General features: G+C 71.0%; 21 protein-coding genes. 5 read left to right on the forward strand and 16 right to left on the reverse strand.

What is annotated here, in order from left to right; translation table 11 throughout:
• Positions 1-69: 69 nt before the first annotated feature.
• From ASD35_RS00860 to pedF, 8 genes are all read right to left on the reverse strand, one after another.
• On the reverse strand, positions 70-747 hold the full coding sequence (locus ASD35_RS00860; protein WP_056873392.1) for a hemolysin III family protein: 678 nt from the start codon (positions 745-747) through the stop codon (positions 70-72).
• Between the two features lie 122 nt (positions 748-869).
• Positions 870-1,268, reverse strand: coding sequence for a hypothetical protein (locus ASD35_RS00865; protein WP_056873017.1), 399 nt, complete (start codon positions 1,266-1,268; stop codon positions 870-872).
• 12 nt (positions 1,269-1,280) lie between these two features.
• Positions 1,281-2,015, reverse strand: a complete 735-nt coding sequence (locus ASD35_RS00870; protein ID WP_056873018.1) for a hemerythrin domain-containing protein — start codon at positions 2,013-2,015, stop codon at positions 1,281-1,283.
• A 261-nt stretch (positions 2,016-2,276) separates the two neighbouring features.
• Positions 2,277-4,769 carry a TonB-dependent receptor gene (locus ASD35_RS00875; protein ID WP_056873019.1) on the reverse strand — a complete coding sequence of 831 codons (2,493 nt, stop codon included), beginning with the start codon at positions 4,767-4,769 and terminating at the stop codon, positions 2,277-2,279.
• Between the two features lie 5 nt (positions 4,770-4,774).
• Positions 4,775-5,710 carry a beta-propeller fold lactonase family protein gene (locus ASD35_RS00880; RefSeq protein WP_056873020.1) on the reverse strand — a complete coding sequence of 312 codons (936 nt, stop codon included), beginning with the start codon at positions 5,708-5,710 and terminating at the stop codon, positions 4,775-4,777.
• A 15-nt stretch (positions 5,711-5,725) separates the two neighbouring features.
• Positions 5,726-7,852: a TonB-dependent receptor gene (locus tag ASD35_RS00885; protein ID WP_082579798.1), complete on the reverse strand. Its 2,127-nt coding sequence runs from the start codon at positions 7,850-7,852 to the stop codon at positions 5,726-5,728.
• Positions 7,853-7,883: 31 nt separating this feature from the next.
• Positions 7,884-8,705: an ABC transporter substrate-binding protein gene (locus ASD35_RS00890; RefSeq protein ID WP_056873021.1), complete on the reverse strand. Its 822-nt coding sequence runs from the start codon at positions 8,703-8,705 to the stop codon at positions 7,884-7,886.
• A complete protein-coding gene (gene pedF / locus ASD35_RS00895) occupies positions 8,702-9,178 on the reverse strand; it encodes a cytochrome c-550 PedF (protein WP_056873022.1) in 477 nt (158 codons plus the stop codon). Before pedF ends, ASD35_RS00890 begins: the two co-directional genes overlap by 4 nt.
• A gap of 238 nt (positions 9,179-9,416) precedes the next feature.
• Here pedF and ASD35_RS00900 point away from each other — a divergent pair, with 238 nt between their 5' ends.
• The 3 genes from ASD35_RS00900 (at position 9,417) to ASD35_RS00910 (ending at position 13,872) form a co-directional block, all read left to right on the forward strand.
• Positions 9,417-11,504 carry a sigma-54-dependent Fis family transcriptional regulator gene (locus tag ASD35_RS00900; protein ID WP_056873023.1) on the forward strand — a complete coding sequence of 696 codons (2,088 nt, stop codon included), beginning with the start codon at positions 9,417-9,419 and terminating at the stop codon, positions 11,502-11,504.
• Positions 11,505-11,670: 166 nt separating this feature from the next.
• Positions 11,671-12,606 (forward strand): pyrroloquinoline quinone biosynthesis protein PqqB, encoded by a 936-nt coding sequence (locus ASD35_RS00905; protein ID WP_056873024.1) that lies wholly within the window; start codon positions 11,671-11,673, stop codon positions 12,604-12,606.
• A gap of 123 nt (positions 12,607-12,729) precedes the next feature.
• A complete protein-coding gene (locus tag ASD35_RS00910) occupies positions 12,730-13,872 on the forward strand; it encodes a hypothetical protein (protein WP_056873025.1) in 1,143 nt (380 codons plus the stop codon).
• A gap of 12 nt (positions 13,873-13,884) precedes the next feature.
• Here the strand turns inward: ASD35_RS00910 and ASD35_RS00915 are convergent, their stop codons facing one another.
• Entirely contained in the window at positions 13,885-14,202 is a 318-nt protein-coding gene (locus ASD35_RS00915) for a high-potential iron-sulfur protein (RefSeq protein WP_056873026.1), read from the reverse strand.
• 13 nt (positions 14,203-14,215) lie between these two features.
• Positions 14,216-15,964: a PQQ-dependent methanol/ethanol family dehydrogenase gene (locus tag ASD35_RS00920; RefSeq protein WP_056873027.1), complete on the reverse strand. Its 1,749-nt coding sequence runs from the start codon at positions 15,962-15,964 to the stop codon at positions 14,216-14,218.
• A gap of 289 nt (positions 15,965-16,253) precedes the next feature.
• Here ASD35_RS00920 and ASD35_RS00925 point away from each other — a divergent pair, with 289 nt between their 5' ends.
• Entirely contained in the window at positions 16,254-17,777 is a 1,524-nt protein-coding gene (locus tag ASD35_RS00925; protein ID WP_056873028.1) for an aldehyde dehydrogenase family protein, read from the forward strand.
• A 6-nt stretch (positions 17,778-17,783) separates the two neighbouring features.
• Here ASD35_RS00925 and ASD35_RS00930 read toward each other — a convergent pair whose 3' ends face one another.
• The 6 genes from ASD35_RS00930 to ASD35_RS00955 all read right to left on the reverse strand — a co-directional run bounded on the left by ASD35_RS00930 (position 17,784) and on the right by ASD35_RS00955 (position 24,537).
• Positions 17,784-18,437, reverse strand: coding sequence for a hypothetical protein (locus tag ASD35_RS00930; protein WP_056873029.1), 654 nt, complete (start codon positions 18,435-18,437; stop codon positions 17,784-17,786).
• Between the two features lie 117 nt (positions 18,438-18,554).
• Positions 18,555-19,832, reverse strand: coding sequence for a glycerophosphodiester phosphodiesterase family protein (locus tag ASD35_RS00935; RefSeq protein WP_056873030.1), 1,278 nt, complete (start codon positions 19,830-19,832; stop codon positions 18,555-18,557).
• Positions 19,833-19,941: 109 nt separating this feature from the next.
• Positions 19,942-21,204, reverse strand: coding sequence for a glycoside hydrolase family 10 protein (locus ASD35_RS00940; RefSeq protein WP_056873031.1), 1,263 nt, complete (start codon positions 21,202-21,204; stop codon positions 19,942-19,944).
• Positions 21,205-21,251: 47 nt separating this feature from the next.
• Positions 21,252-22,385 (reverse strand): acyltransferase family protein, encoded by a 1,134-nt coding sequence (locus ASD35_RS00945; protein ID WP_056873032.1) that lies wholly within the window; start codon positions 22,383-22,385, stop codon positions 21,252-21,254.
• Complete coding sequence (locus ASD35_RS00950) at positions 22,382-23,659, reverse strand: MFS transporter (protein WP_056873033.1); 1,278 nt, start codon at positions 23,657-23,659, stop codon at positions 22,382-22,384. The genes ASD35_RS00945 and ASD35_RS00950 overlap by 4 nt, the downstream gene beginning before the upstream one ends.
• Complete coding sequence (locus tag ASD35_RS00955) at positions 23,656-24,537, reverse strand: N-acetylmuramic acid 6-phosphate etherase (RefSeq protein ID WP_056873034.1); 882 nt, start codon at positions 24,535-24,537, stop codon at positions 23,656-23,658. The genes ASD35_RS00950 and ASD35_RS00955 overlap by 4 nt, the downstream gene beginning before the upstream one ends.
• A 289-nt stretch (positions 24,538-24,826) precedes the next feature.
• On the opposite strand from ASD35_RS00955, the gene ASD35_RS00960 reads away from it, so the two are divergent.
• Positions 24,827-25,084, forward strand: a complete 258-nt coding sequence (locus ASD35_RS00960; protein ID WP_056873035.1) for a hypothetical protein — start codon at positions 24,827-24,829, stop codon at positions 25,082-25,084.
• Positions 25,085-25,125 lie beyond the last annotated feature (41 nt).

The raw sequence follows: 25,125 nt of genomic DNA on the forward strand, positions 1-25,125 counted from the left end.
ACGCTGCACGCTGGTCGTGCCAAGCCGCCGCGCGGCGGCGTTAGCTCACGAATACCGTCTGCGCAACGCTCAGCCGTAGGCGTACCAGAGCGCCGCGAAGAAGTGGCACACGCTGCCGCCCAGCACGAACAGGTGCCAGACGAAGTGCGAATAGCGCACCCGGTTGTCCAGCAAGAAAACGAAGGCGCCCAGCGTGTAGCTCAGGCCGCCCGCCACCAGCAGCGCCAGGCCCGCGGCGGGCAGGCGGTCCAGCAGCGGCCCGGCGGCGAACACCACCACCCAGCCCATCGCCAGGTACAGCCCCGTGGACACGAAACGGTGCTTGAGCCGGTTCAGCAGCTTGATCGCCACGCCGAACGCGGCCGCCGCCCAGACGGCGATCAGCAGCGTCACGCCCGGGCCGGTGTGCAGCACGCCCAGCGTGAACGGCGTGTAGCTGCCGGCGATGAAGACGTAGATGGCCGCATGGTCCAGCCGCAGCAGGACGGCCTTGGCGCGGCCCTGCCACAGGGTGTTCGGCAGCGCGTGATACAGCGTCGAGATGCCGTACAGCAGGATCATCGTGGCCGCGAAGATCGCCGCGGCCACCACGTCGGCCGTACCGCCGTGGTTCATCGCGCGGACCACCAGGATCGGCAGCGCCGCGATGGCCAGCAGCGCGCCCAGGCCGTGGCTGACGGCATTGGCGATCTCTTCGCCAAGGGTCTGGTCGCGGTCGGGGGCAGGGGCAGGGGCGGTGTGCAACATGAGGGTCGTCTCGTACGGCTGACGGGTGAGGCGCCAAGCATGCCAGCGTGTCATGACGGTTCCGACCCAAGGTGTGAGGGGTTGAAAAAGCACGCGCACCGCGTTTGACCCGCGTCAAACCCTCATGCCGCTCTGAGCTTGGCACCGGTGCCCAGCCAGACGTTGGCGGCAAAGGCCAGCACCGCCAGCCCCACCACCGCCGAGCCCAGCCCCACCAGCGGCTCGGCCGCCGTCACGCCGCGCATCAGCGCCGCCAGCGCCGACAGCATCGCCGGCAGCGCCAGCTGGTGCAGCCAGAACTGCAGCGCCACCAGCCGCGGGCTCAGCGTGTCGGCCCATTGCTGTGCCACCAGGCCGAAGCCCAGCATGCTGGCCCAGCCCAGCAGGTCGACGTGGGCATGCACCGAGCGCAGCCCGAAGTCGTGCGTCGCACCCATGTAGTTGCCCAGTGACACGCCCACCACGAGGTAGACCGCAGCCATGCGCAGCCACCAGGCGCCATAGCGCTTGTTGTTGTTCATCGCGGGCCTCCGTCAGGCCGCCAGGCCAGGTGCGACCGGCAGGTCCAGGCCGCGCGCCAGCGCAGCCCAGTCGTCGTCGTCGAGCCGTTCGCGCGCCAGCGCCAGCACCGCGCCGAAGACCGGCGCCGGCGCGTTGGCCCGCATGCCGCCCAGCATGCCCAGCCGCTCCGCGGGCGCCAGGGCCGGCAGCATCCAGCGCAGCGAGGCCATCATCTCGGCGGGCGACAGCGCGGCCAGGATCTGGTGGTGGACGGCCATGATCCCGGCATCGTCCAGATGCGCCCAGAGCACCGCGTTGTGCTCGGTCTCCTCCAGGTGCATGTGCGCCAGGTTGTCGGCCGCGAACAGGCTCACCGCGTGGTACAGCGCCCGGCACGCGGCGGCGCGGTCCTGCGCCGGGCAACCGGCCAGCGCGCGGGCATGGGTGCGCAGCGCCTCGATGTCGCCCCCATGCCCCACATGCTCGGTCGCGATGCGCTGGCTGGCGCCCGGCTGCGCGCGCTCCAGCGCGGGATGCACGAAGGCGTTCTCGTGCTTCAGGTGCGACGCGCAGAAGTCCGCCGCCGCCTCGACCTTGCCGGCCAGCTGCTGCAGCGACGCCGGGTCGCCCGGGTCGACGCGCCCGGCGCTGGTGACCAGGTCGGCCAGCATCAGGCGAAGGCCCTTGTGGATGCTGGCGTAGATGTCAAAACGCGGCGCCATGGCCGTGCCGCGGACGGCGAGGATTTCTTGCAATGAGGTGTGCATCTCGGATTCCCTGAGTGGTGTGTCGAAGGGCTCGCTGCGCCTGGCATCGAACCGTGCAGCCACTGTAGGAATCGGGGCGGCGGCGCGCCGCTAAATGCTTGCTAGCCGAACCTTAAGAGATTGCTAAGTACCCGTGGATATTGGGTATTTTTCTGTCCAAGGCGTGCTCTGCATCGCGCCAAGCCCTGCGCAGCGCGTTTGTGGCTTGCGCCTTGCTGCAGCGACGCTGCGCCGCGCGGGCCGGGCGCCGAGGGCTCGCGCCTAGAAGCTGTATTTCGCGCCCACCGCCACGCTGCGCGGTGCGCCCGGCGCATAAAACGTCGCATGGCGCAGCGGCCGGTCGCCGTGGGCGTTGGCCGCGAAAGGGCGGCTCTGGAAGTTGCCCGCGGCGTCGAAACCCGTGGGGCCGAGCTGCGCGGCTGTGGCGTAGGCGCGATCGAGCAGGTTGTTCAACTGGACGAACAGCTTCAGGCCCAGCGTCGGCTTCCAGGCCGCGTCTATGTTGATCACCGCATAGCCCGCGCTGCGGCCCGCGCCGAGGTAGTACGTGCCATCGGGCCGGTGCTGGCCGTTCTCGTTGCCGCGCGCTGCGGCGCCGCTCATCGCGACCGCATCGGCGCCGAGCGTCCACGCATCGCCGAGGTCGAGATCGGCATGCAGCTTGAGCATGCGGCGTGGCAGCAGTGGGATGCGGTCACCGGGCCGGATGTCGATGTTGCCGTCCACGCCGGGCCAGCCTGCCAGGGCCGCATCGTTGCGGCTGTTGGACGCGCCGTTGACCATTTCCGCGCTGCGGTAGGTGGCGTCCAGCAGCGTCAGGTTCGCGCCCGCCGTCAGGCCCTTGGCGGGCTGGGCGCTCAGGCCCAGTTCCACGCCCTGGCGGCGCGTCTTGCCGAAGTTCTTGAAGTAGCCGAAGCCGGCCGCGTCGTCGGCGACGAAGAGCAGGTCGTCGCGGTTGTCGGCGCGGAAGACGCCCAGGCTCCACGCCAGGCCCCGGCCCGCGCTGGACCGGATGCCGGCTTCGACGGTGGTCGTGACGACCTGTTTGAGCGGCGGGTCGCCGGCGAAGGCGTTGGGCAGCTTGCAGGGGTTGGCCGGGTCGGCGCAGCCCAGCTCGATGGACGACGGATGGCGGCTGCCCTGGCTCCAGCTGGCCCAGGCGTTGAGGCCGGCCGCGGGCGCGAAGGTCAGGCCCAGCGCCGGGTTGAAGCGGCTGAAGCGGTGGTTGCCGTGCAGCGACCCCGGCCCGCCGCCGGGCGTGATGGCGTCGCGGTTGCGCACGCTGCTGCGGTTGTGGCGGCCGGACAGTGTCAGGTGCGCGTCGCGCGCCACGGTGAGCACGGTGCTGGCGAAGACGCTGACCGTGTGCGTGCGGCCCGACAGATCCACGCGGGTGTCGTAGGGCGCGTCGTCCACGCTGCCGCCGCTGGCGCCGTCGCCGAAGGCGCCCACGCCGGTGATGCTGCGGTCGGGGTTCAGGTAGCCCAGCTCCGAGCCCTGCGTGAAGTGGCTGTGGCTGGCATCCAGCGCCAGGCCGGCGAGGGACTGGCTCTTCAGGCCGAACAGCCGGCCGTCGTGGCCGAGCTGGACGGTGAAGCCCTGGCTGCGCTGGCGCGTGCGGGTCTGGTGGATGACGCCGTTGCATTTCTCGCCCGGCTCGTCCTGCAGCAGGGCCTGGGCGATGCAGCGCCATCTCGGGAACGGCGTGTTGGCCGCGCTCTCGCCGGCCGCGGGGAAGCCGCTGTAGCCCGCGGCCGCGAGGGCGGCGCGCTCGGCGGCGTTGGGCTGGTAGAGCGACTGGTCGAGCGCGTCGTCGTTGAGGTCGCCGTTGTAGGTGGCGGTGGTGATGCGCCGCGCGTAGGCGTGGCCGCCGAGCGTCCACTGCGCGTCCAGGCTGTGCGACAGCGCGAGGTTGAGCAGCACCGAGCGGTTGCGCGTGATGTCGGGCCGCGTGTAGACGCTGGCGCGGTCGCGTTCGAGCAGCTGCTGCGCCTGCAGGCCGTTGCCGTGCAGCCGGGTGCGGGCCAGCGCCGCGGTCAGCGTGAGGTCGGTGTCGCCGCTGCGCTGGCCCAGCTTGGCGAACAGCTGGCTGGCGTGGGACGGCGAGTCGGCCCGCCAGCCGCGCTCGTCGAACTGGTGGCCGGTGACGAACCAGTGCCGGCCGTCGGCCGCGCTGCCGCCGTGCTCGAACTCGACGGCGCCACGGCGGTGCGAGCCGGCCAGCGCCTGCAGCGACGTGCCCGGGTGCTTGAGGCCGTCCTTGGTCTGCACGGCCAGCGCGCCGCCCAGCGTGTTCAGGCCGAACAGCGGGTTGGAGCCGGGGTTGAGCGACAGCGACGCGATGGCGGACTTGGGGATGAGATCCCAGCTGACGACGTCGCCGAAGGGTTGGTTCAGCCGCACGCCGTCGAGATAGAGCGACAGACCTTGCTGCGTGCCCAGCAGCGGCGAGGCGGTGTAGCCGCGGAAGTTGACGTCGGGCTGCAGCGGGTTGCCCTGCACCTCGTTGAGGTGGACGCTGCCCAGGCGCCGGTTCAGGAAGCTGGCCAGGTCCGGCGCCTGGCTGCGCTCGATGTCCACGGACCGAGCGGTTTGCACATGCGCCGGGATCATGTCGCGCGCCACGTCCACGCCCGGCACGGGCGACAGCGCGACGACCTCGACGCGCTCCAGCCGGACTTGTGCCTGGGCGACCGCAGGCACGGCCAAGGCCAGCGCGGCCCAGCGGAGCCGCTGAAAGGCGCGCTGCTTCATGACGCTCAGCGCACCACGACGCCCCAGGGCAGCTTGCCCACCGCCACGTCGGCCACGCGCTGCAGCGTCTCGGTGTCGATGACCGACACGGCGCCCGAGCGGCCGCAGGCGACGTAGAGCTTGCGGCCGTCCGGCGTCAGCGCCATGTTCCACGGCCGCTGCCCGACCGGGATGGTGGCGACCAGCGCCATGCGCTCCACGTCCAGCACCGACACGCTGGCGTCGCCGCCGTTGGAGATGAAGACGCGCCGGCCGTCGGGGTGCACGCTGATGCCGTTGCTCTTGGGCCCGGCCATGAGCTTGTCGCGCACGGTGAAGCTCTGCGTGTCGATGACGTAGATCTCGCTGGACATCTCGGCCGCGACGAAGGCGCGCCGGCCGTCCGGCGAGAAGCCGATGCCACGCGGCCGCGTGCCCACGGGGATCTGCGCGACCTGCGCGCGCCGGTCCACGTCGATGACGTCCACGGCCCCGCCTTCCTCGGCGCTGACCAGCACCCAGCGCCCGTCGGGGCTGAAGACGGCGTGCTCGGGGTTCTTGCCCTTCACCTTGACGGCGAAGCTGCGTGCCTGCGTGCGCGTGTCGACGAAGACGACCTCGTTGGCCTCCTCGACGGCGGCCACCACCCAGCGCCCGTCGGGCGACTGGCCCAGGCCTTCGGGCGACTCGCCGAGCGGGATCTCGCCGGCCAGGCGGCGCGCCGCCAGGTCGATGACGACGAGGCGGTTGCCGGGCTGGTCGCTGACGTAGGCGCGCCGGCCGTCGGGGCTGATGACGGTGCCGCGCGGCTTGGCGCCGGCGGGCAGCTCGTACAGCACGGCGTCGGTGGCGGTGTCGATGACGCTCAGCGTGCCCGAGCCCTCGTTGGGCACATATGCCAGCGGGCCGGCCTGGGCGATGGCCGCGGCAACCAGGGTCAGGGCGGGCAGGGCGTGGCGCATCGAGGTCCTCCGGGGTCAGAAGCGGTAAGTGGCGTTGGCCGAAGCCAGCCAGGTGCGGCCGGGCGCGGGTTCGAAGAAGCGGCCGTTGCCGTCGTTGACGATGACGGAGCCGGCGTAGCGGCGGTCGGCCAGGTTGTCCACGCGCAGCAGTGCGCCGAGGTCCCAGGCGCCGAGGCTGAGCTGGTAGCCCGCATAGGCGGCCACGGTGGCGTAGCCCGGGGCGGCGTCGCTGTTCAGGTCGTTGACGTCGACCTTGCCCAGCGCGCGAGCCTCCGCGCCGAAGCGCCAGCCGCCGGCGGGCTGCCAGGTGACGGCGCCGAACAGCGCCGTGCGCGCGATGCCGGGGATGCGGTTGCCGGCGGCGACCGGCGTGCTGGCGGCGGCGCAGGGCGTGGCGGCGCAGGTCAGGAAGCCGTCGCGGTAGCGGGCGTCCAGCCAGGTGGCGGCCGCCTGTGCCTGCAGCGTGGGCGCGAGCTGCCAGCTGCCCGAGGCCTCCAGCCCGCGGCGGCGCGTGGCGCCGGCGTTCTGGAAGGTGGCGCGGCCACCGGCGTTGGTCTGCGTGACGATCTCGTTGTCGGTGCGCGTCTCGAACAGCGCCAGCGTCAGCTCGGCGCCGGCCCCGGGGCGGGCCTTGATGCCGGTCTCGACGCTGCGGCTGCGCGAGGCCTGCAGCGCGAAGTTCATGCCGGTGAGGCCGCTCGCGCGGTAGGCCAGCTCGTTCAGCGTGGGCGTCTCGAAGCCGCGGCCGGCGGTGGCGTAGACGCGCAGCGTCTCGCTCAGCGCGTAGCTGGCGCCCAGCACCGGCAGCGTGGCGCCGTAGCGGGCCGCGCCGCTGTCGTCGGGGTTGGTGCGCGTGACGTAGGCGTCGGCGGAGTTGAACTTGACGGTGGCGCGGCGCACGCCGGCGTTGAGCAGCCAGGCCGGCGTGGGCCGCCATTCGGCCTGCAGGTAGGGGTCGGCGTTGCGGACGCGGTTGGTCTCGTCGCGGCGCAGCGCACCTTGCACGCCGAGCTGCGTGCCGATGAAGTTCTGCGTGCCCATGCGGTGCTCGCGCAGCGTGTCCGCGGCGATGCCGGCGACGAGGCTGGCCGTCCCTTCACCTAACTCGCCCTTCCAGCGCCAGCGCAGGTCGGCGCCTTCGTAGTCGCGCGCCAGGTCGATGACGCCGCCCGGGTGCAGCGCGTTGCCCTGCGTCGTGGTTGGGATGGCCTGGAACTGCAGCGTCGTGCGGTGGCCGCGGTAGACCATCAGGCGCAGCGTGTTCGCCGCGTCGATGCCGTGCTCCAGCACCAGGCCGCCCTGGGTCTGCTGCATGGTCTTGCGGGTGTCGAAGCTGATCGCCACGGGGTCGACGCCGCGCGGGTCGGCCTGCCACTGGGCGCGCGTCAGGCCCAGCGGGTCCTGCGCCTCGGGCAGCTCGACGCTGTTGGCGACGAGGGTCAGCTGGGTGTCGGTGCCGAGCTTCCAGTTCAAGCGCGCGTTGGCCAGGCGCCGCTCGGCCGCGCCGTGCCGGCGGTAGCCGTCGGTCTCGAAGCGGCTGGCGCCCAGCGTGTAGGCAAAGCCGCCCGTCTTGCCGCTGCTGCTGGCCGCCACGCGGCGCAGGCCGTCGCTGCCGAAGGCGATACCGGCGTCCACGCGCGGCGGGCCGGCGGGCGCTTCGGAGTAGATGCTGATGACGCCCCCCGAGGAGTTGCCGTACAGCGCCGAGAACGGCCCGCGCAGCACCTCGACGCGGCTCACCGTGCCGATATCGACGTTGGTGATCTGGCCCTGGCCGTCGGGCAGCGTGGCGGGGATGTCGTCCACGTACAGGCGCACGCCGCGGATGCCGAAACTGGCGCGCGCGCCGAAGCCGCGCACCGAGATCTGCACGTCCTGCGCGTAGTTCTGGCGGTCGCGCGCCAGCAGCCCCGGCACGGCGCCCAGGCCTTCGGAGAGGTTGACTTGCGCGCGGCCGGCGCGCAGCGCGTCGCCGTCGATGCGGTCGATGGCGGCCGGCACCTCGAAGGGCGTGGCGTCGGCGCGCGTGGCCGTGACGACGACGGGCGCGAGCACGGTGGGTTGGGCGTGGGCGGCGGCGGTGGCGCTGGTGGCCAGGGCAAGGGCCGTCCTTCGCGCGAGCGGCGCGAAATGTGGATGCATGAGAGGTCTCCGAGAAAGTGGGGCGCCCGGGTCAGGCCGGGCGCCAGGCCACCTTGTACTTGGCAAATATCTCGCCCAGCCGGCCGGCCTGCGTCAAGCCGTTGAGCGCTTGCTGCAAGGCCTCGGCGAGGTCGGTGGCGTCGCGCTTCACAGCCAGGCCCGCGGCCCAGCCGTCGCGCGGCGCGCGCGGCGACGGCAGCGGCTCGATGCGGTAGGCGTCGTCGCCGGCCAGCACGCTCTCCAGCTCCGAGGCCAGGCCGGCGGCAGCCGCCACCTCGCCGCGCTGCAGCGCGCGGGCGGCCTCGCAGCCGTCCTTCCACTGCGTCAGCAACTGCTCGCGGTAGGCGCCGCCGTCGGCCCCGATCAGCAGCCAGCCGGCCAGCGTCTGGCCGGGCACCGCGACGCGGCGTGTGCCGAGCTGGGACAGCGTCTCCAGCCGTGGCAGCTCATCCACACGCCGCGCCAGCATGACGCGCTCACGGTAGTAGGGGCCGAAGATGTGCGCCTGCGGCGTGGCCTCGATCAGCGGGCGGTCCACCGGCACGTGCAGCAGCACGTCGGCCGGGCCGTGGCCGAGGTAGTGGCCCTTCCAGACCATGTTGCGCAGGTCGTCGGCCATGTTCTCGTCGGCATGGAAGGGCAGCGGCGCGAACTTGACGCCCAGCGCCTCGGCCAGCGCCTGGCCCAGCTCCACGTCGATGCCGCGGCCCTTCACGTGAAAGGGCGGCATGTCCTCGTACAGGCCGACGATGAGGCGGCCGCGTTCGCGCACCTGGGCCAGCGTGGCGGCGCCGGCGCCGTGGCCCCAGGCGGCCGCGGCGAGGCCGCCGGCGAGCAGGGTACGCCGCTTCACAGCGGCTTCTCCCGGCGGGTTTCGAGGTAGGCCTTCACGGCCCAGATGGCTTCCTGCGTGAACGTGCCCTCGAAGGGCGGCATGTAGACGGCGCCGTTGCGGCTGCGGCCCTGGCGCACGGTGGTCAGGAAGTAGTCGTCGTTGTCCTTCACGCAGGCGGCCTTCTTGGTGGTGTCCTTCTGCGTGGCGCAGTCGTTGTCCAGCCGGCGCAGGTCGGGCGCGATGCCGCCGGAGATGGCCTCCAGCCCGTGGCAGCGCGCGCAGTTCTGGTTGAAGGCGGAGCTGCCGATCTTGATGGCGGCCTCGTTGCCGCGGTAGGGGTTCTCGGCGCGCCAGCCGTCGCCGAGCTGCGGCAGGCTGGCGGTGTCCACGGCCTGGGGCGTCACGTCGCCATGGGCCCAGGCCTGCACGGTGGCCAGGGCGGCCGCGAGGCACAGGCCGCCAGCGAGGACGAGGGGGTGTCTGAGTTTCATGGGGCTTGTCTCCGTCGTTGTCGAGGTCTGGGCCCGTCAGGGCTCGATCAGGTTGCTGCAAGCCACATGCCAGCACCGCATTGCTCCAACTTGGCACAGTCCGCGGCCCCGCGCTTGACCGGCGTCAATGGACAGGCGGTGCGCTTTGGGACACGATGGCCACCGACCCAGACCAGCGCAGCACCGATCGCGCGGCCCACGGAGACAAGCCTGTGGGAGGCAGGCAAAGGAAGCCTCTATGTCCATCGAAACCGAAGGGCCGCCGGGCCCGGCACCGCTGGCGCCGCCACGACAGGCTTTCATCGAACGCAGCCACCAACGCAGCGAGGCCCTGGGGCTCAAGCGCCACGAGAAGTCCGTCTTCGACCCGATGGTGCGCAGCGACCTCAACCTCGCGCGCGAGCGCAACCAGCGCCTGTACACGCACGCCGCGCCGGTCATGCAGCTGCTCTACGAGCAGATCGTCAACACCGAAAGCATGATCGTGCTGACCGACGCCCAGGGCACCATCCTGCACGCCGTCGGCGACGACAGCTTCCTGGCCCGCGCCCACCGCGTGGCGCTGACGCCGGGCGAGAACTGGGCCGAGCATGCCAAGGGCACCAATGCCATCGGCACGGCGCTGTTCGAGGAGGCGCCGACGCTGGTGCACGGCGGCGAGCACTTCATGCAGGCCAACCACTTCCTGACCTGCTCGGCCGCGCCCATCTTCGACCCGCGCGGCAACATGCTGGGCGTGCTGGACGTGACCGGCGACCACCGCGGCTACCACCAGCACACCATGGGCCTGGTGCGCATGTCGGCCCGCATGATCGAGAACCACTGGCTCTCGGACGACTTCAACAGCCGGCTGCGCCTGCACTTCCACAGCCGGCCCGAGTTCATCGGCACGCTGCTCGAGGGCATCCTGGTGGTCGCGCCCGAGGGCCGGCTGCTGGGCGCCAACCGCGCCGCGCTGGACCAGCTGGGCATCAGCGGTGCCGAGCTGCGCGCGCGCAGCCTCTCCAGCCTGCTCGGCACGACGCCGGCCGCCGTGTACGACCACTTCCGCATGCCGATGTCGCCGCCGATGCAGCTGTGCCTGCCGACCGGCCAGACCTTCTTCGTCAGCGCACGCTTCGACTGGCCGTCGCGGCCGGTCGTCGCGGGCCTGCACACGGCCGGCGCCGAGGTGGTGGAGATGCGCGCGACGGCGCCCGCCACCGAGGCCGTCGCCGCGCCGGGCGCCGGCTATGCCAGCGGCGCCCAGCGCTTCTCGGGCCTGCAATACCTGCGCACCGGCGACCCGCAGCTGGAGAGCGTCATCCAGAAGGTCAAGCGCGTGCTGGACAAGGGCATCCCGCTGCTCATCCTCGGCGAAACCGGCACCGGCAAGGAGTTGCTGGCGCGCGCCGTGCATCACGACTCGGCCCGCGCTCGCCAGCCCTTCGTGGCCGTCAACTGCGCCTCCATCCCCGAGAGCCTGATCGAGGCCGAGCTGTTCGGCTACGAGGAGGGCGCCTTCACCGGCGCGCGGCGCAAGGGCGCCCCGGGGCGGCTGGTGCAGGCCAACGGCGGCACGCTGTTCCTGGACGAGATCGGCGACATGCCGCTGGCCCTGCAGGCGCGGCTGCTGCGCGCGCTGCAGGAGCGCAGCGTGACGCCGCTGGGCAGCACCAAGTCCATCGCGGTGGACATCGCCGTCATCGGCGCCACGCACCGCAACCTGCGCGAGATGATCGAGCAGCAGGCCTTCCGCGAGGACCTCTACTACCGCCTCAACGGCCTGGCGCTGCGGCTGCCGGCGCTGCGCGAGCGCACCGACCTGGAGGCCATCGTGCGCCGCATCCTGCAGGCCGAACGCCCGCAGGACCCGCCCGACCTCAGCCCCCAGGTGCTGGCCATGTTCCGCCGCTACCCCTGGCCCGGCAACATCCGTCAGCTGGCCAACGTGTTGCGCACGGCGGCGGTGATGTCGGCCGGCGAAGGCGTCGTCACGACGGCGCACCTGTCGGACGACTTCCTCGAAGAAATCCGCAGCCTGGCGGGCAGCCTCACACCGCCCCCGCCACCGCCCGCCCTGGCCATGCCCTGGCCGGCGCAAGAGAGCATGGCAGCGCCGGCTTTCGATGCCTCGCCGGCCCGGCTGCCCGCTGCGCCGGCCGCCGCCGAGCCGGCGGCCGCACGCACGCTGGGGCAGGCCGAGATCGACATGATCCGCGCCACGCTGGACGCGGTGGGCGGCAACATCTCGCTGGCGTCCAAGCAGCTGGGCATCAGCCGCAACACCATCTACCGCAAGCTGCGCTGGCACGCGGCCGAGCCCGAGCCCGAGCCCGAGGCCTGAGCGCCCGAACGTTGTGCCGGGGCCTCAGCAAGGGCCCCGGACTTTCCCGGGGGAGTGGCTGCGCCGCGCTGTGCCGATCTGGAGCAAAACCCCCGATTGACGACCACGGCCGGCAAGGCACGGGTCTTGCACCCCCGGGGACATCGTCCAGTTGACCTTGCTCCCCATGAAGCTCCTTGTGCTCGGCTCCGGCGCGGGCGGCGGTTTCCCGCTGTGGAACTGCCACTGCCGGCAGTGCAGCGCCTGGCGCCGCGGCGACCTCGACGCCAGCGCGCGCACGCAAAGTTCCATCGCCATCTCCCAGGACGGCCGGCCAGGCGACGGCTGGCTGCTCGTCAACGCCTCGCCCGACCTGCCCCAGCAGCTGCGCGCCACGCCGGCCCTGCAGCCGGGCCACGCGGGCGACGTGCCCATCCGCGCCGTCGTGCTGCTGGACTCTCGGCTGCACCATGTCGCGGGCCTGTTGAGCCTGCGCGAGAGCCGCGAGCTGGAGGTCTACGCCACGCCGCTGGTCTTCGAGGACCTGACGGCCGACCTGCCGCTGCTGCACGTGCTGGAGAGCTATTGCCGGGTGCGCTGGCGCATGCTGCCCATCGCCGGCGAGCGGCGCAGCGCGGCCTTCGAGATCCCGGGCTTCCCGGCGCTGAGCTTCGCCGCCGTGGCCGTGCCGGCGCGCACGCCGCGGCACGCGCGGCTGCGCGGCGAGACCGCCGGCGAATGCATCGCGCTGCAGGTGCAGGACCGGCGCAGCGGCCGGCGCCTGTTCCTGTCGCCGGCGCTGGCCGACGTGGGCGAGGCCGAGCTGGCCTGCATGCGCGAGGCCGACTGCGTCGTCGTCGACGGCAGCTTCTGGACCGAGCACGGCATGCAGGAGGCCGGCATCGGCACGCTGAGCGCCAGCGACAAGGGTCACCTGCCGCAGCGCCGCCACGGCGAGCGCGCCGGCATGATCGACGCACTGCGCGCCAGCGGCGCGCCGCGCAAGGTGCTCACGCACATCCACCACAGCAACCCCATCCTCGACCGCGGCGGGGCGCAGCGGCGCGAGTTGATCGAGCACGGCATCGAGGTGGCGCACGACGGCATGGTGATCGAGCTGTAACCCACTGAGGCTTCAGCCACTGCACACTGCGCCCCGGCCCTGACGGCCGAGGGAGAAAAACAGGTGGTGGATGTTTCGCGTGTGACGGCTGCCCGCTGGGGGCGCCGACGTTTCCTGGGCGGGATGCTGCTCGCCCCCTTTGCAGGTGCGGCCGGCGCCGCCGGCTGGATGCCTGGCAACGGTCCCCATGCGGTGGGCAGCAGTTGCATGCAGGCCGGGCCGACGGCGGCGCCGATGGCGGACTACCTCGTCGGCAGCTCGGGACCGCAGGGCTCGCTCTACCTGGACCAGCTGATCAGCGACCGCCAGGCCACGCTGGTGATCGACGTGAAGGTGCCCAAGGACTTTCCGTACGCCGGGCGCCTGGCCGGGCGCAGCTTGCCGACGGTGCTCACGGTGTTCTACCCGACGCCGGCCGACAACCCCCGGCCCGACTACACCTTCCCGGAGGAGACAGGCTGGTATCGGCTACCGCGCATGCAGCGGCCCGGCGAGGTGCCGCTGTTCGCGGACGAGCGGGCGCGCTATCCGCTGATCGTCCACTCCGGTGGAAGTGGCACGCATGGGTTGTGGCATATCGGCAAGCTCGGACACCTGGCTTCGCAGGGCTACATCGTGGTCGACATCTACCACGGTGACGGACGCACGCCGGGCGGCTTCGAGGTGTTCGCCCTGCGCAGCCTGGCCGTGCGCGCGGCACTGGACCACGTGCTGGCCCATCCGCATTACGCGGACCATATCGACGCCGAGCGCATCGGCGCCACGGGAACGAGCGCCGGCGGGCTGGCCGTGCTGACGCTGATGGGCGGCTTGAATCCCGCAAAGTCCGGCCTGTCCCTGGCCGATGAGCGCATCAAGGCCGGCTTCGGGGCCGTGCCTTGGGCCGGCATGGGCATGGCCGAGGCGCGGGACCGAGGTCTGCCGCCGGGGCTGTCCCTGCCGCTCTGGAATTTCGGCTTTGACTTCGCCGGCCTCGCCGCCGTCAAGCGGCCCTGGTTCGCCGTCAGCGGCGAGCTGGATCGCAACGTGCCGGCCGCCGACGTGCTGGCGGCCGCGCGCGCCATGGGCGGCCCGGCCTGGGTGGTGGAGATGAAGGGCCAGACCCACGGCTTCAGCGAAGCGGCCAACGTCGAGACGCGCGGCTGGGAGGCGGCCTTTTTCGACGCCCACCTGCGCAACGACGCCACGGCCCGCGCGCTGCTGCGCCCCGGTGCCCAACCCGCCGGGCCCGAGGCGCTCGGCCGTATGCGGCTGCATCCGGCCTGACCGATAGGGCGCTCAGCCCGGCGCCTTGACCCAGGCGTTGCACCAGCCGTTCTTGGCCACCTGCGCCTTGCGGCCGAACATCGCGCAGCTGCTCCATGCCTCGGTCGGCTTGGCCTGCCAGAACTGGCAGTTGGCGCAGTGCTGGCTGGCCTGGTGCTTGGGAAACTTGGCGGCGTCGACCTTGGTGGTGTCGTGCTTGTAGCCCAGGGCGACGGCGGTTTCGCTGGCCTCGTCGACGGGGTTGGCCTGGGCCGGCACCGCCGGGCATGCCAGGCAGGCCACGGTGGCCTGCAGCATGAAGACGCGGCGCGTGGGATGAAGGGTTTGCATCGCGTCCTCCGGTTTACTTGGCGAGCTTGAAGGCCCAGACCATGCCGCCCTGCTCGAGGTAGTTGACCTTCTTGGCCACGTCGCCACCCCACAGCGGCACGGCGCCGCCCCAGCCCGACACGACGCCGATGTACTGCTCGCCGCCCTGCTGCCAGGCGATCGGGGGTGCCACGACGCCGGAGCCGGTCTGGAACTGCCAGACCACCTTGCCGGTCCTGGCGTCCGCCGCCTTGAGCCAGCCCTCCGGCGTGCCCCAGAAGACGAGGTTGCCGGCCGTGGTCAGCACGCCGCCCCACAGCGGCGCGCCGTTCTTGACCTCCCAGACGATCTTGCCGGTCTTGGGGTCCATCGCGCGCAGCGCGCCGATGTAGTCGTCGTTCAGCGTCTTGATCGTGAAGCCGGCGCCCAGGTAGGCCGCGCCCTTCTTGTAGGCGATGGGCTCGTTCCAGATCTCCATGCCCCATTCGTTGGCCGGCACGTAGAACAGCTGGGTGTCGGGGCTGTAGGCCATCGGCATCTGGTTCTTGCCGCCCAGGAAGGAGGGCGCCGAGAACACCAAGCTGCCCTTCTTGCCGTCGGCCACGGCCGTCGGGTCGCCGGGGCGGTTCTCGGGCACGAAGTTCGGGCGGCCGGTCTTCAGGTCGACACCCGACGCCCAGGTGATCTTCTTGACGAAGGGGAAGGCGTTGGCGAGCTGGCCGTTGTTCGCATCGAGCACGTAGAAGAAGCCGTTGCGGTCGGCCTTGGCGCCCATGCGCTTGCCGTTCATGTCGAAGGTGACGAACTCGTTGACGCCGTCGAAGTCCCAGCCGTCGTTGGGTGTGCCCTGGTAGTGCCACTTGATCTGGCCGGTCTTCACGTCGATGGCGACGGTGGCGCAGCTGAACAGGTTGTCGCCCTGGCGCAGGTGGCTGTTCCACGGCGCCGGGTTGCCGGTGCCGAAGTAGGCCAGGCCCGTCTTGGCGTCGTAGGTGCCGCCCAGCCAGGTGGCCGCGCCGCCGGTCTTCCAGAGGTCGCCGGGCCAGCTCTGGCCGGGCGTGCCGGAGACGCCGTTCTCGCGCTTGCTGCCGTCCTTGTCCCAGGCATAGCCCATGTGGCCTTCGACGGTCGGGCGCATCCACACCATCCTGCCGGTCTTGGCATCGCGCGCCTCGACGCGGCCGACCACGCCGAACTCGCCGCCCGACACGCCGGTCAGGATCATGCCGTCGACGACGAGCGGCGCCGCGGTGGCCGAGTAGCCGGCGCGGTAGTCGTCGATCTTCTCCTTCCAGACCACGTCGCCGGTGGCCTGGTCCAGTGCGACGAGCTGCGCGTCCAGCGTCGCGAAGATGACGAGGTTGTCGTACAGCGCCGCGCCGCGGTTGACCACGTCGCAGCAGGGCATGATGCCGTCGGGCAGGCGGTGCTCGTACTTCCAGAGCTTGGCGCCGTTGGCGGCGTCGAGCGCGAAGATGCGCGAGTACGAGGCCGTCACGAACATCTTGCCGTTGTGGACCAGCGGCTGCGACTCCTGGCCGCGCTGCTTCTCGCCGCCGAAGGAGAAGGCCCAGGCGGGCACGAGCCTGGCCGCATTGCCGGCGTTGACCTGCTTGAGCGTCGAGTGGCGCTGGCCTTGCGTGCCCAGGCCCCAGGACAGCACTTCCCGGCCGGCCTTGGGCGACTCGTCGATCATCTGCTGCGTCACGGCGGCTGGCGCGCTGCCGGCGGCCAGCAGGCTGGATGCCGTGCACAGCAGGGCGGCGAGAGGCTTGAGTTGCATGGTGATGTCTCCTGTGTTGATGGGCTTCCGCGGCCATTCGTCGCGGCGCGGATGGCCGGCAACGGCGCAACATCCATGCCACGGGAAATCGCGGCGAGATGGAGCAATGGGCCGCGTCGCGCGGCCCGTGGGCAGGCGGCGCGCTGTGCCATGCTGCTCCAGACTGCAACAGGGGATGGGGGCTTTCCCGCGGCCGCGGCCCCCGCGGCGGGGCCGGGCGCGGCTGTGCGGGCCTGGCACGGGTTCTGCGTTGAAGGGCCTGCCAACACCCCACCGCAGGAGACACCCCATGACTGTTTACGCCGCACCCGGCGCCGCCGGCGCCAAGATCGCCTACAAGCCCCGCTACGACAACTTCATCGGCGGCAAGTTCGTGCCGCCGGTCGAGGGCCAGTACTTCGACGTGCTCTCGCCGATCAACGGCAAGGTCTACACGCAGGCCGCGCGCTCCGGCGCCCAGGACATCGAGAACGCGCTGGACGCCGCCCATGCCGCCGCCGCGCAATGGGCCGCCACGGCGCCGGCCGAGCGCGCCAACATCCTGCTGAAGATCGCCGACCGCATCGAGCAGAACCTGGAGCTGCTGGCCTACGCCGAGACGGTGGACAACGGCAAGCCCATCCGCGAGACGCTGAACGCCGACATCCCGCTGACGGCAGATCACTTCCGCTACTTCGCCGGTTGCGTGCGCGCGCAGGAAGGCTCGCTCAGCGAGATCGACGGCCACACCATCGCCTACCACTTCCACGAGCCGCTGGGCGTCGTCGGCCAGATCATCCCGTGGAACTTCCCCATCCTGATGGCGGCCTGGAAGCTGGCGCCGGCGCTGGGCGCGGGCAACTGCGTCGTGCTCAAGCCGGCCGAGAGCACGCCCATCAGCATCCTGGTGCTGGCCGAGCTGATCGCCGACCTGCTGCCCGCGGGCGTGCTGAACATCGTCAACGGCTTCGGCAAGGAAGCCGGCACGCCGCTGGCAACCAGCAAGCGCATCGCCAAGATCGCCTTCACCGGCAGCACGGCCACCGGCCGGCACATCGCGCAGGCCGCGGCGGCCAATCTGATCCCGGCCACGCTGGAGCTGGGCGGCAAGAGCCCCAACCTGTTCTTCGACGACGTGATGGCCGAGGACGACGCCTTCCTCGACAAGGCCATCGAGGGCCTGGTGCTGTTCGCGTTCAACCAGGGCGAGGTCTGCACCTGCCCGAGCCGCGCGCTGATCCAGGAAGGCATCTACGACCGCTTCATGGAGCGGGCGCTCAAGCGCGTGGCGGCCATCAAGCAGGGCAACCCGCTGGACACCGACACGATGATGGGCGCGCAGGCCTCGGCCATGCAGATGGACAAGATCCAGACCTACCTGGCGCTGGGCAAGGAGGAGGGCGCCAAGGTGCTGATCGGCGGCGAGCGCGCGCAGCTGGGCGGCGACCTGGCGGGCGGCTACTACATCCAGCCGACGCTGTTCCAGGGCCACAACCAGATGCGCATCTTCCGCGAGGAGATCTTCGGCCCGGTGCTGGCGGTGACGACCTTCAAGACCGAGGCCGAGGCGCTGCAGATCGCCAACGACACGCCCTACGGCCTGGGCGCCGGCGTGTGGACGCGCGACGGCAGCCGCGCCTACCGCCTGGGCCGCGGCATCCAGGCCGGCCGCGTGTGGACCAACTGCTACCACGCCTACCCGGCGCATGCGGCCTTCGGCGGCTACAAGGAGTCCGGCATCGGCCGCGAGACGCACAAGGACATGCTGGACCACTACCAGCAGACCAAGAACCTGCTGGTCAGCTACTCGCCGAACGCGCTCGGGTTCTTCTGAGCGGGCCTAGCGGCGGCGCCGTGCCAGCGGCACGGCGCCCAAGGCCAGCATCGCCAGCGGCAGCGACCCCGGCAGCGGCAGCTCGGTGGGTGCGCGCATGGCCACGCGCAGGTTGTCCAGCGAGGTCTCCTCGTTGCCGCCGCTGGCCTCGTGAGGCTCGGTCCAGCGCAAGGATGTGATGGCCACGTCCGACACCACGCCGATGAAGATCGGCGAGCCGTCGCCGCCGGAGATGGCCAGGTCCTGGCTGGTGCCGTCGCTGAACATGAAGGACAGCAGGCCCTGGTCCACGCCGGTGGAGCCGTTGCCCGGGATGGATTCGAAGGCCACGATGTCCAGCGCCGTGGCCAGGAAGGGCAGCGCGTACTGCGCCTGGTAGTAGGCATTGCCGAGGTTGCGCGGGCCGAAGGCCATGGCGGTGTGGTCGCCACCGAACACCTCCATGGGGCCGAGGTTGCTGGTGAGCGTGACGCCCGGCAGCACCGGCACGCCGGTCAGGTCGGTGCCGACGGCGTAGCCTGAGAAGTCCTGCGTCTGCACCGAGCCGCTGACGGCGCCCTGCCAGGCGGCCAGGCTGTTGTAGACGGACACGGTGGCGGCCTGCGCCGTGCCGAGGGCGGCCAGCCCGAGCAGGGTGGCAGCGATGAGGGGGCGTTGCATGGCGTTCTCCTGAAGACAGGTGCGCCATTGGGCGACCCGACCCTACCCGGCGCCCACCCCAAAGACTTGGGGGCGCCCCACGGATGCAGGGGGCGCCCGAGTCCGATGCCGGACGGCCTACTTTTGCCCCGTGCAGTTGGCGTAGAACGACGTCGTGGCGGGCCAGTCCGAGAACACGCCCAGCACGCCGATCTGTTCGGCCAGCACGTCCAGCACGCGGTACACGTCGCCTTCGCGCTTGACGGCGGCATCAAACGTCTGGAAGTAGAAGCCGTTGTCGCCGTCGGCCAGGATGCCGCTGCGCTCCAGCGTCCACGTGATGATGTCCAGGCCGGCGGCGCGGGCGTTGCGCGCGTACTGCGAGGGCAGGATGTTGCCGCTGGTGTCGGCCGTCAGCAGCGCGAACAGCGGCGGCGCGACGATGCGGATGCCGGCGGCGCGGTAGGCCTTGAGCTGCTCGAAGGTGGGCAGGTCGGCCACCACGTTGGCGTCGTCCAGGTAGACCGCCTGGCGGCCGAAGGCGGGTTCGTTGCGCACCCAGTACAGCACGTCGTTGATGTCGAAGCTCTGCGCCCAGACGTCGCGCGCCGGCACGCCTGCCGCCCTGTGCTCGTCGATCATCTTCTGCGCCAGCGCGGCCTGCGTGAAGCCGTCGAAGGGCATGGGCACGCTGGGCGACTTGAGCTCTGGCGTCATCTTCACGCCCAGCTGCTTGAACAGGGCGATGGCTTCCTTCAGCGTCAGCAGCGTGCCGCTGGTCGGGCCGGCGTTGATGTCGGTGCGGAAGTTGGGCGTGCCGGCCATGTACTCGGCCACCGTGCGGCCGCGCGGGTTGGCGGCGTCCATCTTGCCGCGCAGGGTCTTGAACTCGGCCAGCGTCAGCTCGCTGGTACGGCACTCGGCCGCGGCCGGCGCGACCAGCGTGCCAGCGGCGTCGAACACGGCGGGCGTGAAGGGCTTGACGCACTTGCTCGCCAGCGGCGTGGCGAGGATGTTGGTCGTCGTGTGCAGGTCGTTCTGCGCATGGCGGCAGACGAGTTCCTTGTCCTTCGTGAAGGTCACGTCGCACTCGACGATGCCGGCGCCCATGCGCGCCGCGGCTTCATAGCTCTCCTTGGTGTGCTCGGGGAATTGCAGCGCCGCGCCGCGGTGGCCGATGGAGAACAGCGTCGGCTTGAAGTGCTCGCGCGTGGCGGCGCAATGCTGCAGGCGGCGCTTGAGGTTGCTGTCGGCCATGTCGCCGGCGAGGAAGAACGGGCGCGGGCCGAGCTGCACGCTGCCGATGGCGTTGCTGTTCGGGCCGCCGCGGCGGTCGGCGTCGAAGTCGTGGGCGCAGGCGGGCAGGCTGGCCGCGGCCAGGGCCAGCAGCGCAAGGCGGGTGAAGAGGTGGCGCATGGAGTCTCCAGTGGATGGGCAGGCGGCACGCTAGGCAGGCCGCATGATGCCCGTGTGACAACGGGCCTCGCATCTGGAAGTTAGGGGGCGGCCGGCACGCGCCGCCGGCTCACGGCGCGGCGTAGGGTCCGGCGCGCAACGCGTCGGCCAGGCCGCGCCGGTTCTGCTGCAGCGCGACCATGCTGAAGTGGATGTGGCCGCTGCCGGGCGACAGGCGCCGGATGGCGTCGATCTGGGCCAGCACCTCGTCGGGCTGCCAGCTCTGCGGCGTGTCGTTGATGCGGCTGGTGAACAGGCCGGGGTGGATGGGCCGGCCCAGCGGGTTCAGCGCGCGCCAGGCTTGCAGCAAGGCCTCGAACGCCTGGGGCGCCTGCGCACGCGGCCAGTAGAGCTGCGGCGCGAGGTAATCCATCCAGCCCTCGCGCAGCCACAGCTCGACGTCGGCATACAGCTTGTCGTACTGGCTGAACCCCGCGATGCCCGCGGGGCGCATCGCCGGCTTGGGAATGCCGAAGGGGCTGACGCCGACGCGTGTGCCGGGACGCACCTCGTGGGCCAGCGCGTACATGCGTTGCACCAGGCCGTTGACGCTGTAGCGTCGCCAGTCGTGGCGGCCCAGCGACCCGCCCTTGGCGACATAGCGCTGCCAGCTCGGTTCGTCGGGGAAATCGACCTCCTGCTTGGTGGCGGGGTCGGTGATCGGGTAGGGGTAGAAATAATCGTCGATGTGGATGCCGTCGACGGCATAGCGGCTCAGGATGTCGCGCACGACGGCCAGCGTCTGCTCGGCAGCGGCCGGGTCGCCCGGGTCCATCCAGAGCTGGTCGCCGTAGCGCTTGACCCAGTCGTGGCTGCGGCCCACGTGGCTCTCGGCCAGCGCGGACTTGGCCGAGCTGTGGCGCGCACGGTAGGGGTTGATCCAGGCATGCAGCTCCAGGCCACGGGCGCGGCATTCGGCCAGCCAGACGGCCAGCGGGTCGTAGCCCGGATGCCTGCCCTGGGTGCCGGTGAGGTACTCGCTCCACGGCTCCAGCTTGGACTCGTACAGCGCGTCGGCGCTGGTGCGCACCTGCAGGATCAGCGCATTCAGGCCGATGCGCTGGGCGGTGTCGCACAAGGTCTTGATCTCGGCCTGCTGCTGCTCGGCCGGCAGGCCCGGCTTGCTGGGCCAGTCGATGTTGGCGACGGTGGCGATCCACGCGGCGCGCCATTCGCGCGGCGGGGCCGGCGGCAGGGCGCTCGACGCGGCCGGCGCCGCCGGCGTGGCGGCCAGCGCTGCCTCGCCCGGGGTCAACGGGGCCGGCGCAGGCGGCGTGGCGCAGGCGGTGAGCAGCGGGACGCTGGCCAAGCTCAGGAGTTCGCGACGTTTCATGGTGGAGCCTTCCCAACGGGTTGTAGTCAAAAGGGTCGCGCGCGGCGCTAGACCTTGATGAACCAGTGCTTGCGGTACATGAGCCAGGCGACGCCGTACATCACAAGCACAAAGGCGATGGCGTGCAGCAGCGAAGCGTTGACGGGCGCAAGGCCACTGCCTCGCAGCGGCGCATACAGCGTGCCGCCGAGCGTGCGGCCGTCGGCGAGCCTGATGACGTAGAGCATCTTGGCGACGAAGCCCGACAGCACGAACAGGAACAGCGCGTTCATGCCGAACACGACGAGCGGGTGCAGGGCTTTCTCCCAGCGCGCGCGGGCCAGCGGCTGCGGCATGGCATCCAGCAGCCAGTGGAAGGCGGCGAACACGAGCAGCGCCCAGCCGGCCATGGCGAAGACGAACGACGGCGTCCACAGCGACTTGTTGATCGGCATCAGCCAGGCATCCAGCACCTGGCCCAGCCACAGCGACGCCAGGCCGGCCATGACCCAGGTCATGGTCTTCTCCGCAGGCTGCTTCCTCGACGCCAGCACATAGCCGGCCAGCACGCCCAGCAGTTGCGTGGACACGGCGGGCAGCGTCGACAGCAGGCCCTCCGGGTCCCAGGTCCTGGCCTGCTTCCACAGGTGGCCGTCCATCAGCAGGCGGTCCAGCCAGGAGGCGGCGTCCTTGCCCGGCTCCAGCAGCCCCGTGTGGATGACGCCCTCGGCGTCGGGCACCGGCAGGCACAGCTGCGCGAGTGAATAGACCGCCATCAGCAGCACGGCCCACAGCGCCACGCCGCGCACGCCGCACCAGATGACGATGGGCGCCGCGGCCAGTGTGCACAGGCCCAGCCGCTGCAGCACGCCCGGGATGCGCACGCTGCTGAAGTCGAAGCCCGGAATGAGGTTGAGCAGCAGGCCGATGCCGATGATGACGACGGCGCGGCGCCAGGTGCCGAGCAGCAGCGCGGCCTTGTCGGCACCGCCTTGTGCGCGGCGCGCGAAGCTGATCGTCATCGCCATGCCGGAGATGAAGACGAAGAAGGGAAAGACCCAGTCGGTGAAGGTCCAGCCATGCCACTTGGCGTGCAGCAGCGGCGCGTACACATGGCCCCAGTCGCCGGGGTTGTTGACCAGCAGCATGGCCGCGATCGCGAAGCCGCGAAAGGCGTCGAGGCTGAGCACCCGCTTGTTCACTCGGCCTTCTTCCCGAAGCCTTCCGGGACCTTGATCAGCGCGGCCATGACGAAGCTGGGCACGGTGGCCACCAACACCCAGGCGAAGAAGGGCACGTAGCCGATGTGGTCCTGCAGCCAGCCGCTCCACATGCCGGGGATCATCATCCCAAGCGCCATGAAGCCCGTGCAGATCGCGTAGTGGGCCGTCTTCTGCGGGCCGTCCGCCACATGGATCATGTACATCAAATAGGCCGTGAAGCCCAGGCCATAACCGAACTGTTCGACGGCGAGCGCCGCGCTGATCACGGCCAGGCTGGTCGGGTGCGTCAGCGCCAGCAGCAGGAAGGCGACGTTGGGCACGTGCATGGCCAGCACCAGCGGCCACAGCGCGCGCTTCAGGCCGATGCGGGAGATCACCCAGCCGCCGGCCAGGCCGCCCAATGTCAGCGCCGTCAGGCCCACCGTGCCGTAGGCGATGCCCACCGCCTTGGTCGACAGCCCCAGGCCCCCTTGCTCGATCGGGTCCAGCAGAAAGGGGCTGGCGAGCTTGAGCAGCTGCGCCTCGGGGAAGCGGTACAGCAGCAGGAAGCCCAGCACGACGGCGATGCCGGGCTTCCTGAAGAAGCTGGCGAAGACGGCGAAGAACTCGCTGGCGAGGCCGCGCGCCGCGCTGCGGCCGGGGCCGCGCACGTCGGCCGCGGGGGTGGGCAGCACCAGCGCGTGCCAGGCCGCCAGCACGACGAACAGCCCGCCGAGCACCCAGAACACGGCCGTCCACGCCTCGACGACGCTGCCGGTGCGCTCGGTCAGTTCACCCGCCAAGTAGACCAGCCCGCCCTGGCCGCCGATGTTGGCCAGCCGGTAGAACGTCGAGCGCACGCCGACGAAGGCGGCCTGGCTGTGCTGGGGCAGGGCCAGCATGTAGTAGCCGTCGGCGGCGATGTCGTGCGAGGCGGACGCAAAGGCCATCAGCCAGAAGACCGCGAGCGAGAGCTGGAAGACCTTCTCCGTCGGGATGGTCAGCGCAACGCCCGCCAGCGCCGCGCCGACGAGGAACTGCAGCACCGTCACCCAGGAGCGCTTGGTGCCGAACAACTCCGCCAGCGGTGACCACAGCGGCTTGATCACCCAGGGCAGGTAGAGCCAGCTGGTGTAGAGCGCGATGTCGGTGTTGGAGATGCCGAGGTTCTTGTAGAGCACCACTGACAGCGTCATGACGACGACATACGGGATGCCCTGGGCGAAATACAGCGTGGGGATCCACGCCCAGGGCGAGCGCTCGGCCGTGTTCACGCGGCCAAGGCCTTGCCCACGTTGCCATCGGCCCGCTCGAGCAAGGCTTGGGCCTGGCTGACGCCCACGCCGCGCTTGAGCATGACCAGCGCCGTCTTCACATGGTGGTCGCATTGCGCCAGCGCCGCCTGCGCATCCGCCTCGCTCGCGCCGCTGGCGCGCACGGTCAGCGCGAGGGCCCGCTTCACGAGCTTGGCGTTGGTCGCCTTCAGGTCCACCATCAGGTTGCCGTAGACCTTGTTGAGCCGCACCATCAGCGCCGACGAGAACGTGTTCAGCGCGATCTTCTGCGCCGTGCCGGCCTTCAGCCGCGTGCTACCGGAGATCACCTCCGGCCCGGTGTCCAGCACGATGCCGATCTCGGCCTGTTGCGCGACCGGCGCGCCGGGGTTGTTGGCCAGGCCGATGGTCAGGCTGCCTGCCGCACGCGCGGCTTCGATGGCGCCCAGCACATAGGGGGTGCCGCCGCTTGCCGCCAGCAGCAGGGCCACGTCGTTGGGGCCCGGGTGGAGCGCGGCAAGGTCTGCGGCGCCCTGCGCACGGTCGTCCTCGGCGCCCTCGACGGCGACGAACATCGCGCCGCGGCCGCCGGCGATCACCGCGACGGCACGCTCGCGCGGCCAGGAGAAGGTGGGGTAGAGCTCCACGCTGTCCAGCACGCCCAGGCGGCCCGACGTGCCCGCGCCCGCGTACAGCAGCCGCCCGCCGGCGCGGATGCGCGGCAGCGCGGCGTCCACCGCTGCGGCCAGTTGCGCTGCCGCGGCCTTGACGGCGGCCACGGCGGCGGTCTGGTCGTCGATGAACGCATCCAGCAGCGCCGGCGTGGCGTAGGTGTCCAGGTCGGGATGACGGGTGCTCGGTGTCTCGGTGTTCAGCATGGGGTGCGGCGGCAAAGCTGCCGGACTCTAGCCGCTGGCACTGCGGCATGACGAATGCCACGCGCCATTGCGGCCATAACGGCAGGTAATCAGGGCCGCGCCGGGCCAGAGGGCCTTGCGCACCCCAGGGGCTGGGCAATGCCCGGCCTTGGGGGCACACTGACTTCTGCCGCTGGCTGTAAGGACTCGACGAGTCATTTCGACGCAGGCAGGCAAGTCGGTTCAGTCAGTTCAGTACCGACCTGTGGTGACCCCGATCTCAACCACTCATCTTTTTCTGGAGACCTCCATGAACGCATCCCTGAAGACCGGCCTCGGTATCGCTGCCGCCGCTGCGGCCCTGTTCGCCACCGCCGTGCCCACGACCGCTGCGGCGGCTGACGACGGCATGGTCAAGTGTTCCGGCGTCAACGGCTGCAAGGGCACCTCGGAATGCAAGACCGCCAAGAGCGGCTGCAAGGGCCAGAACGGCTGCAAGGGGCAGGGCTGGGTCAGCAAGAAGTCGGCCGACGAATGCACCAAGGCGGGCGGCAAGGTAGAGAAATAAGCCCACCCCCGGAGCGCTCACGCGCTCCCCCTCAAGGGGGG

This window comes from Pelomonas sp. Root1444 (assembly GCF_001426885.1).
Lineage (GTDB): Bacteria > Pseudomonadota > Gammaproteobacteria > Burkholderiales > Burkholderiaceae_C > Pelomonas.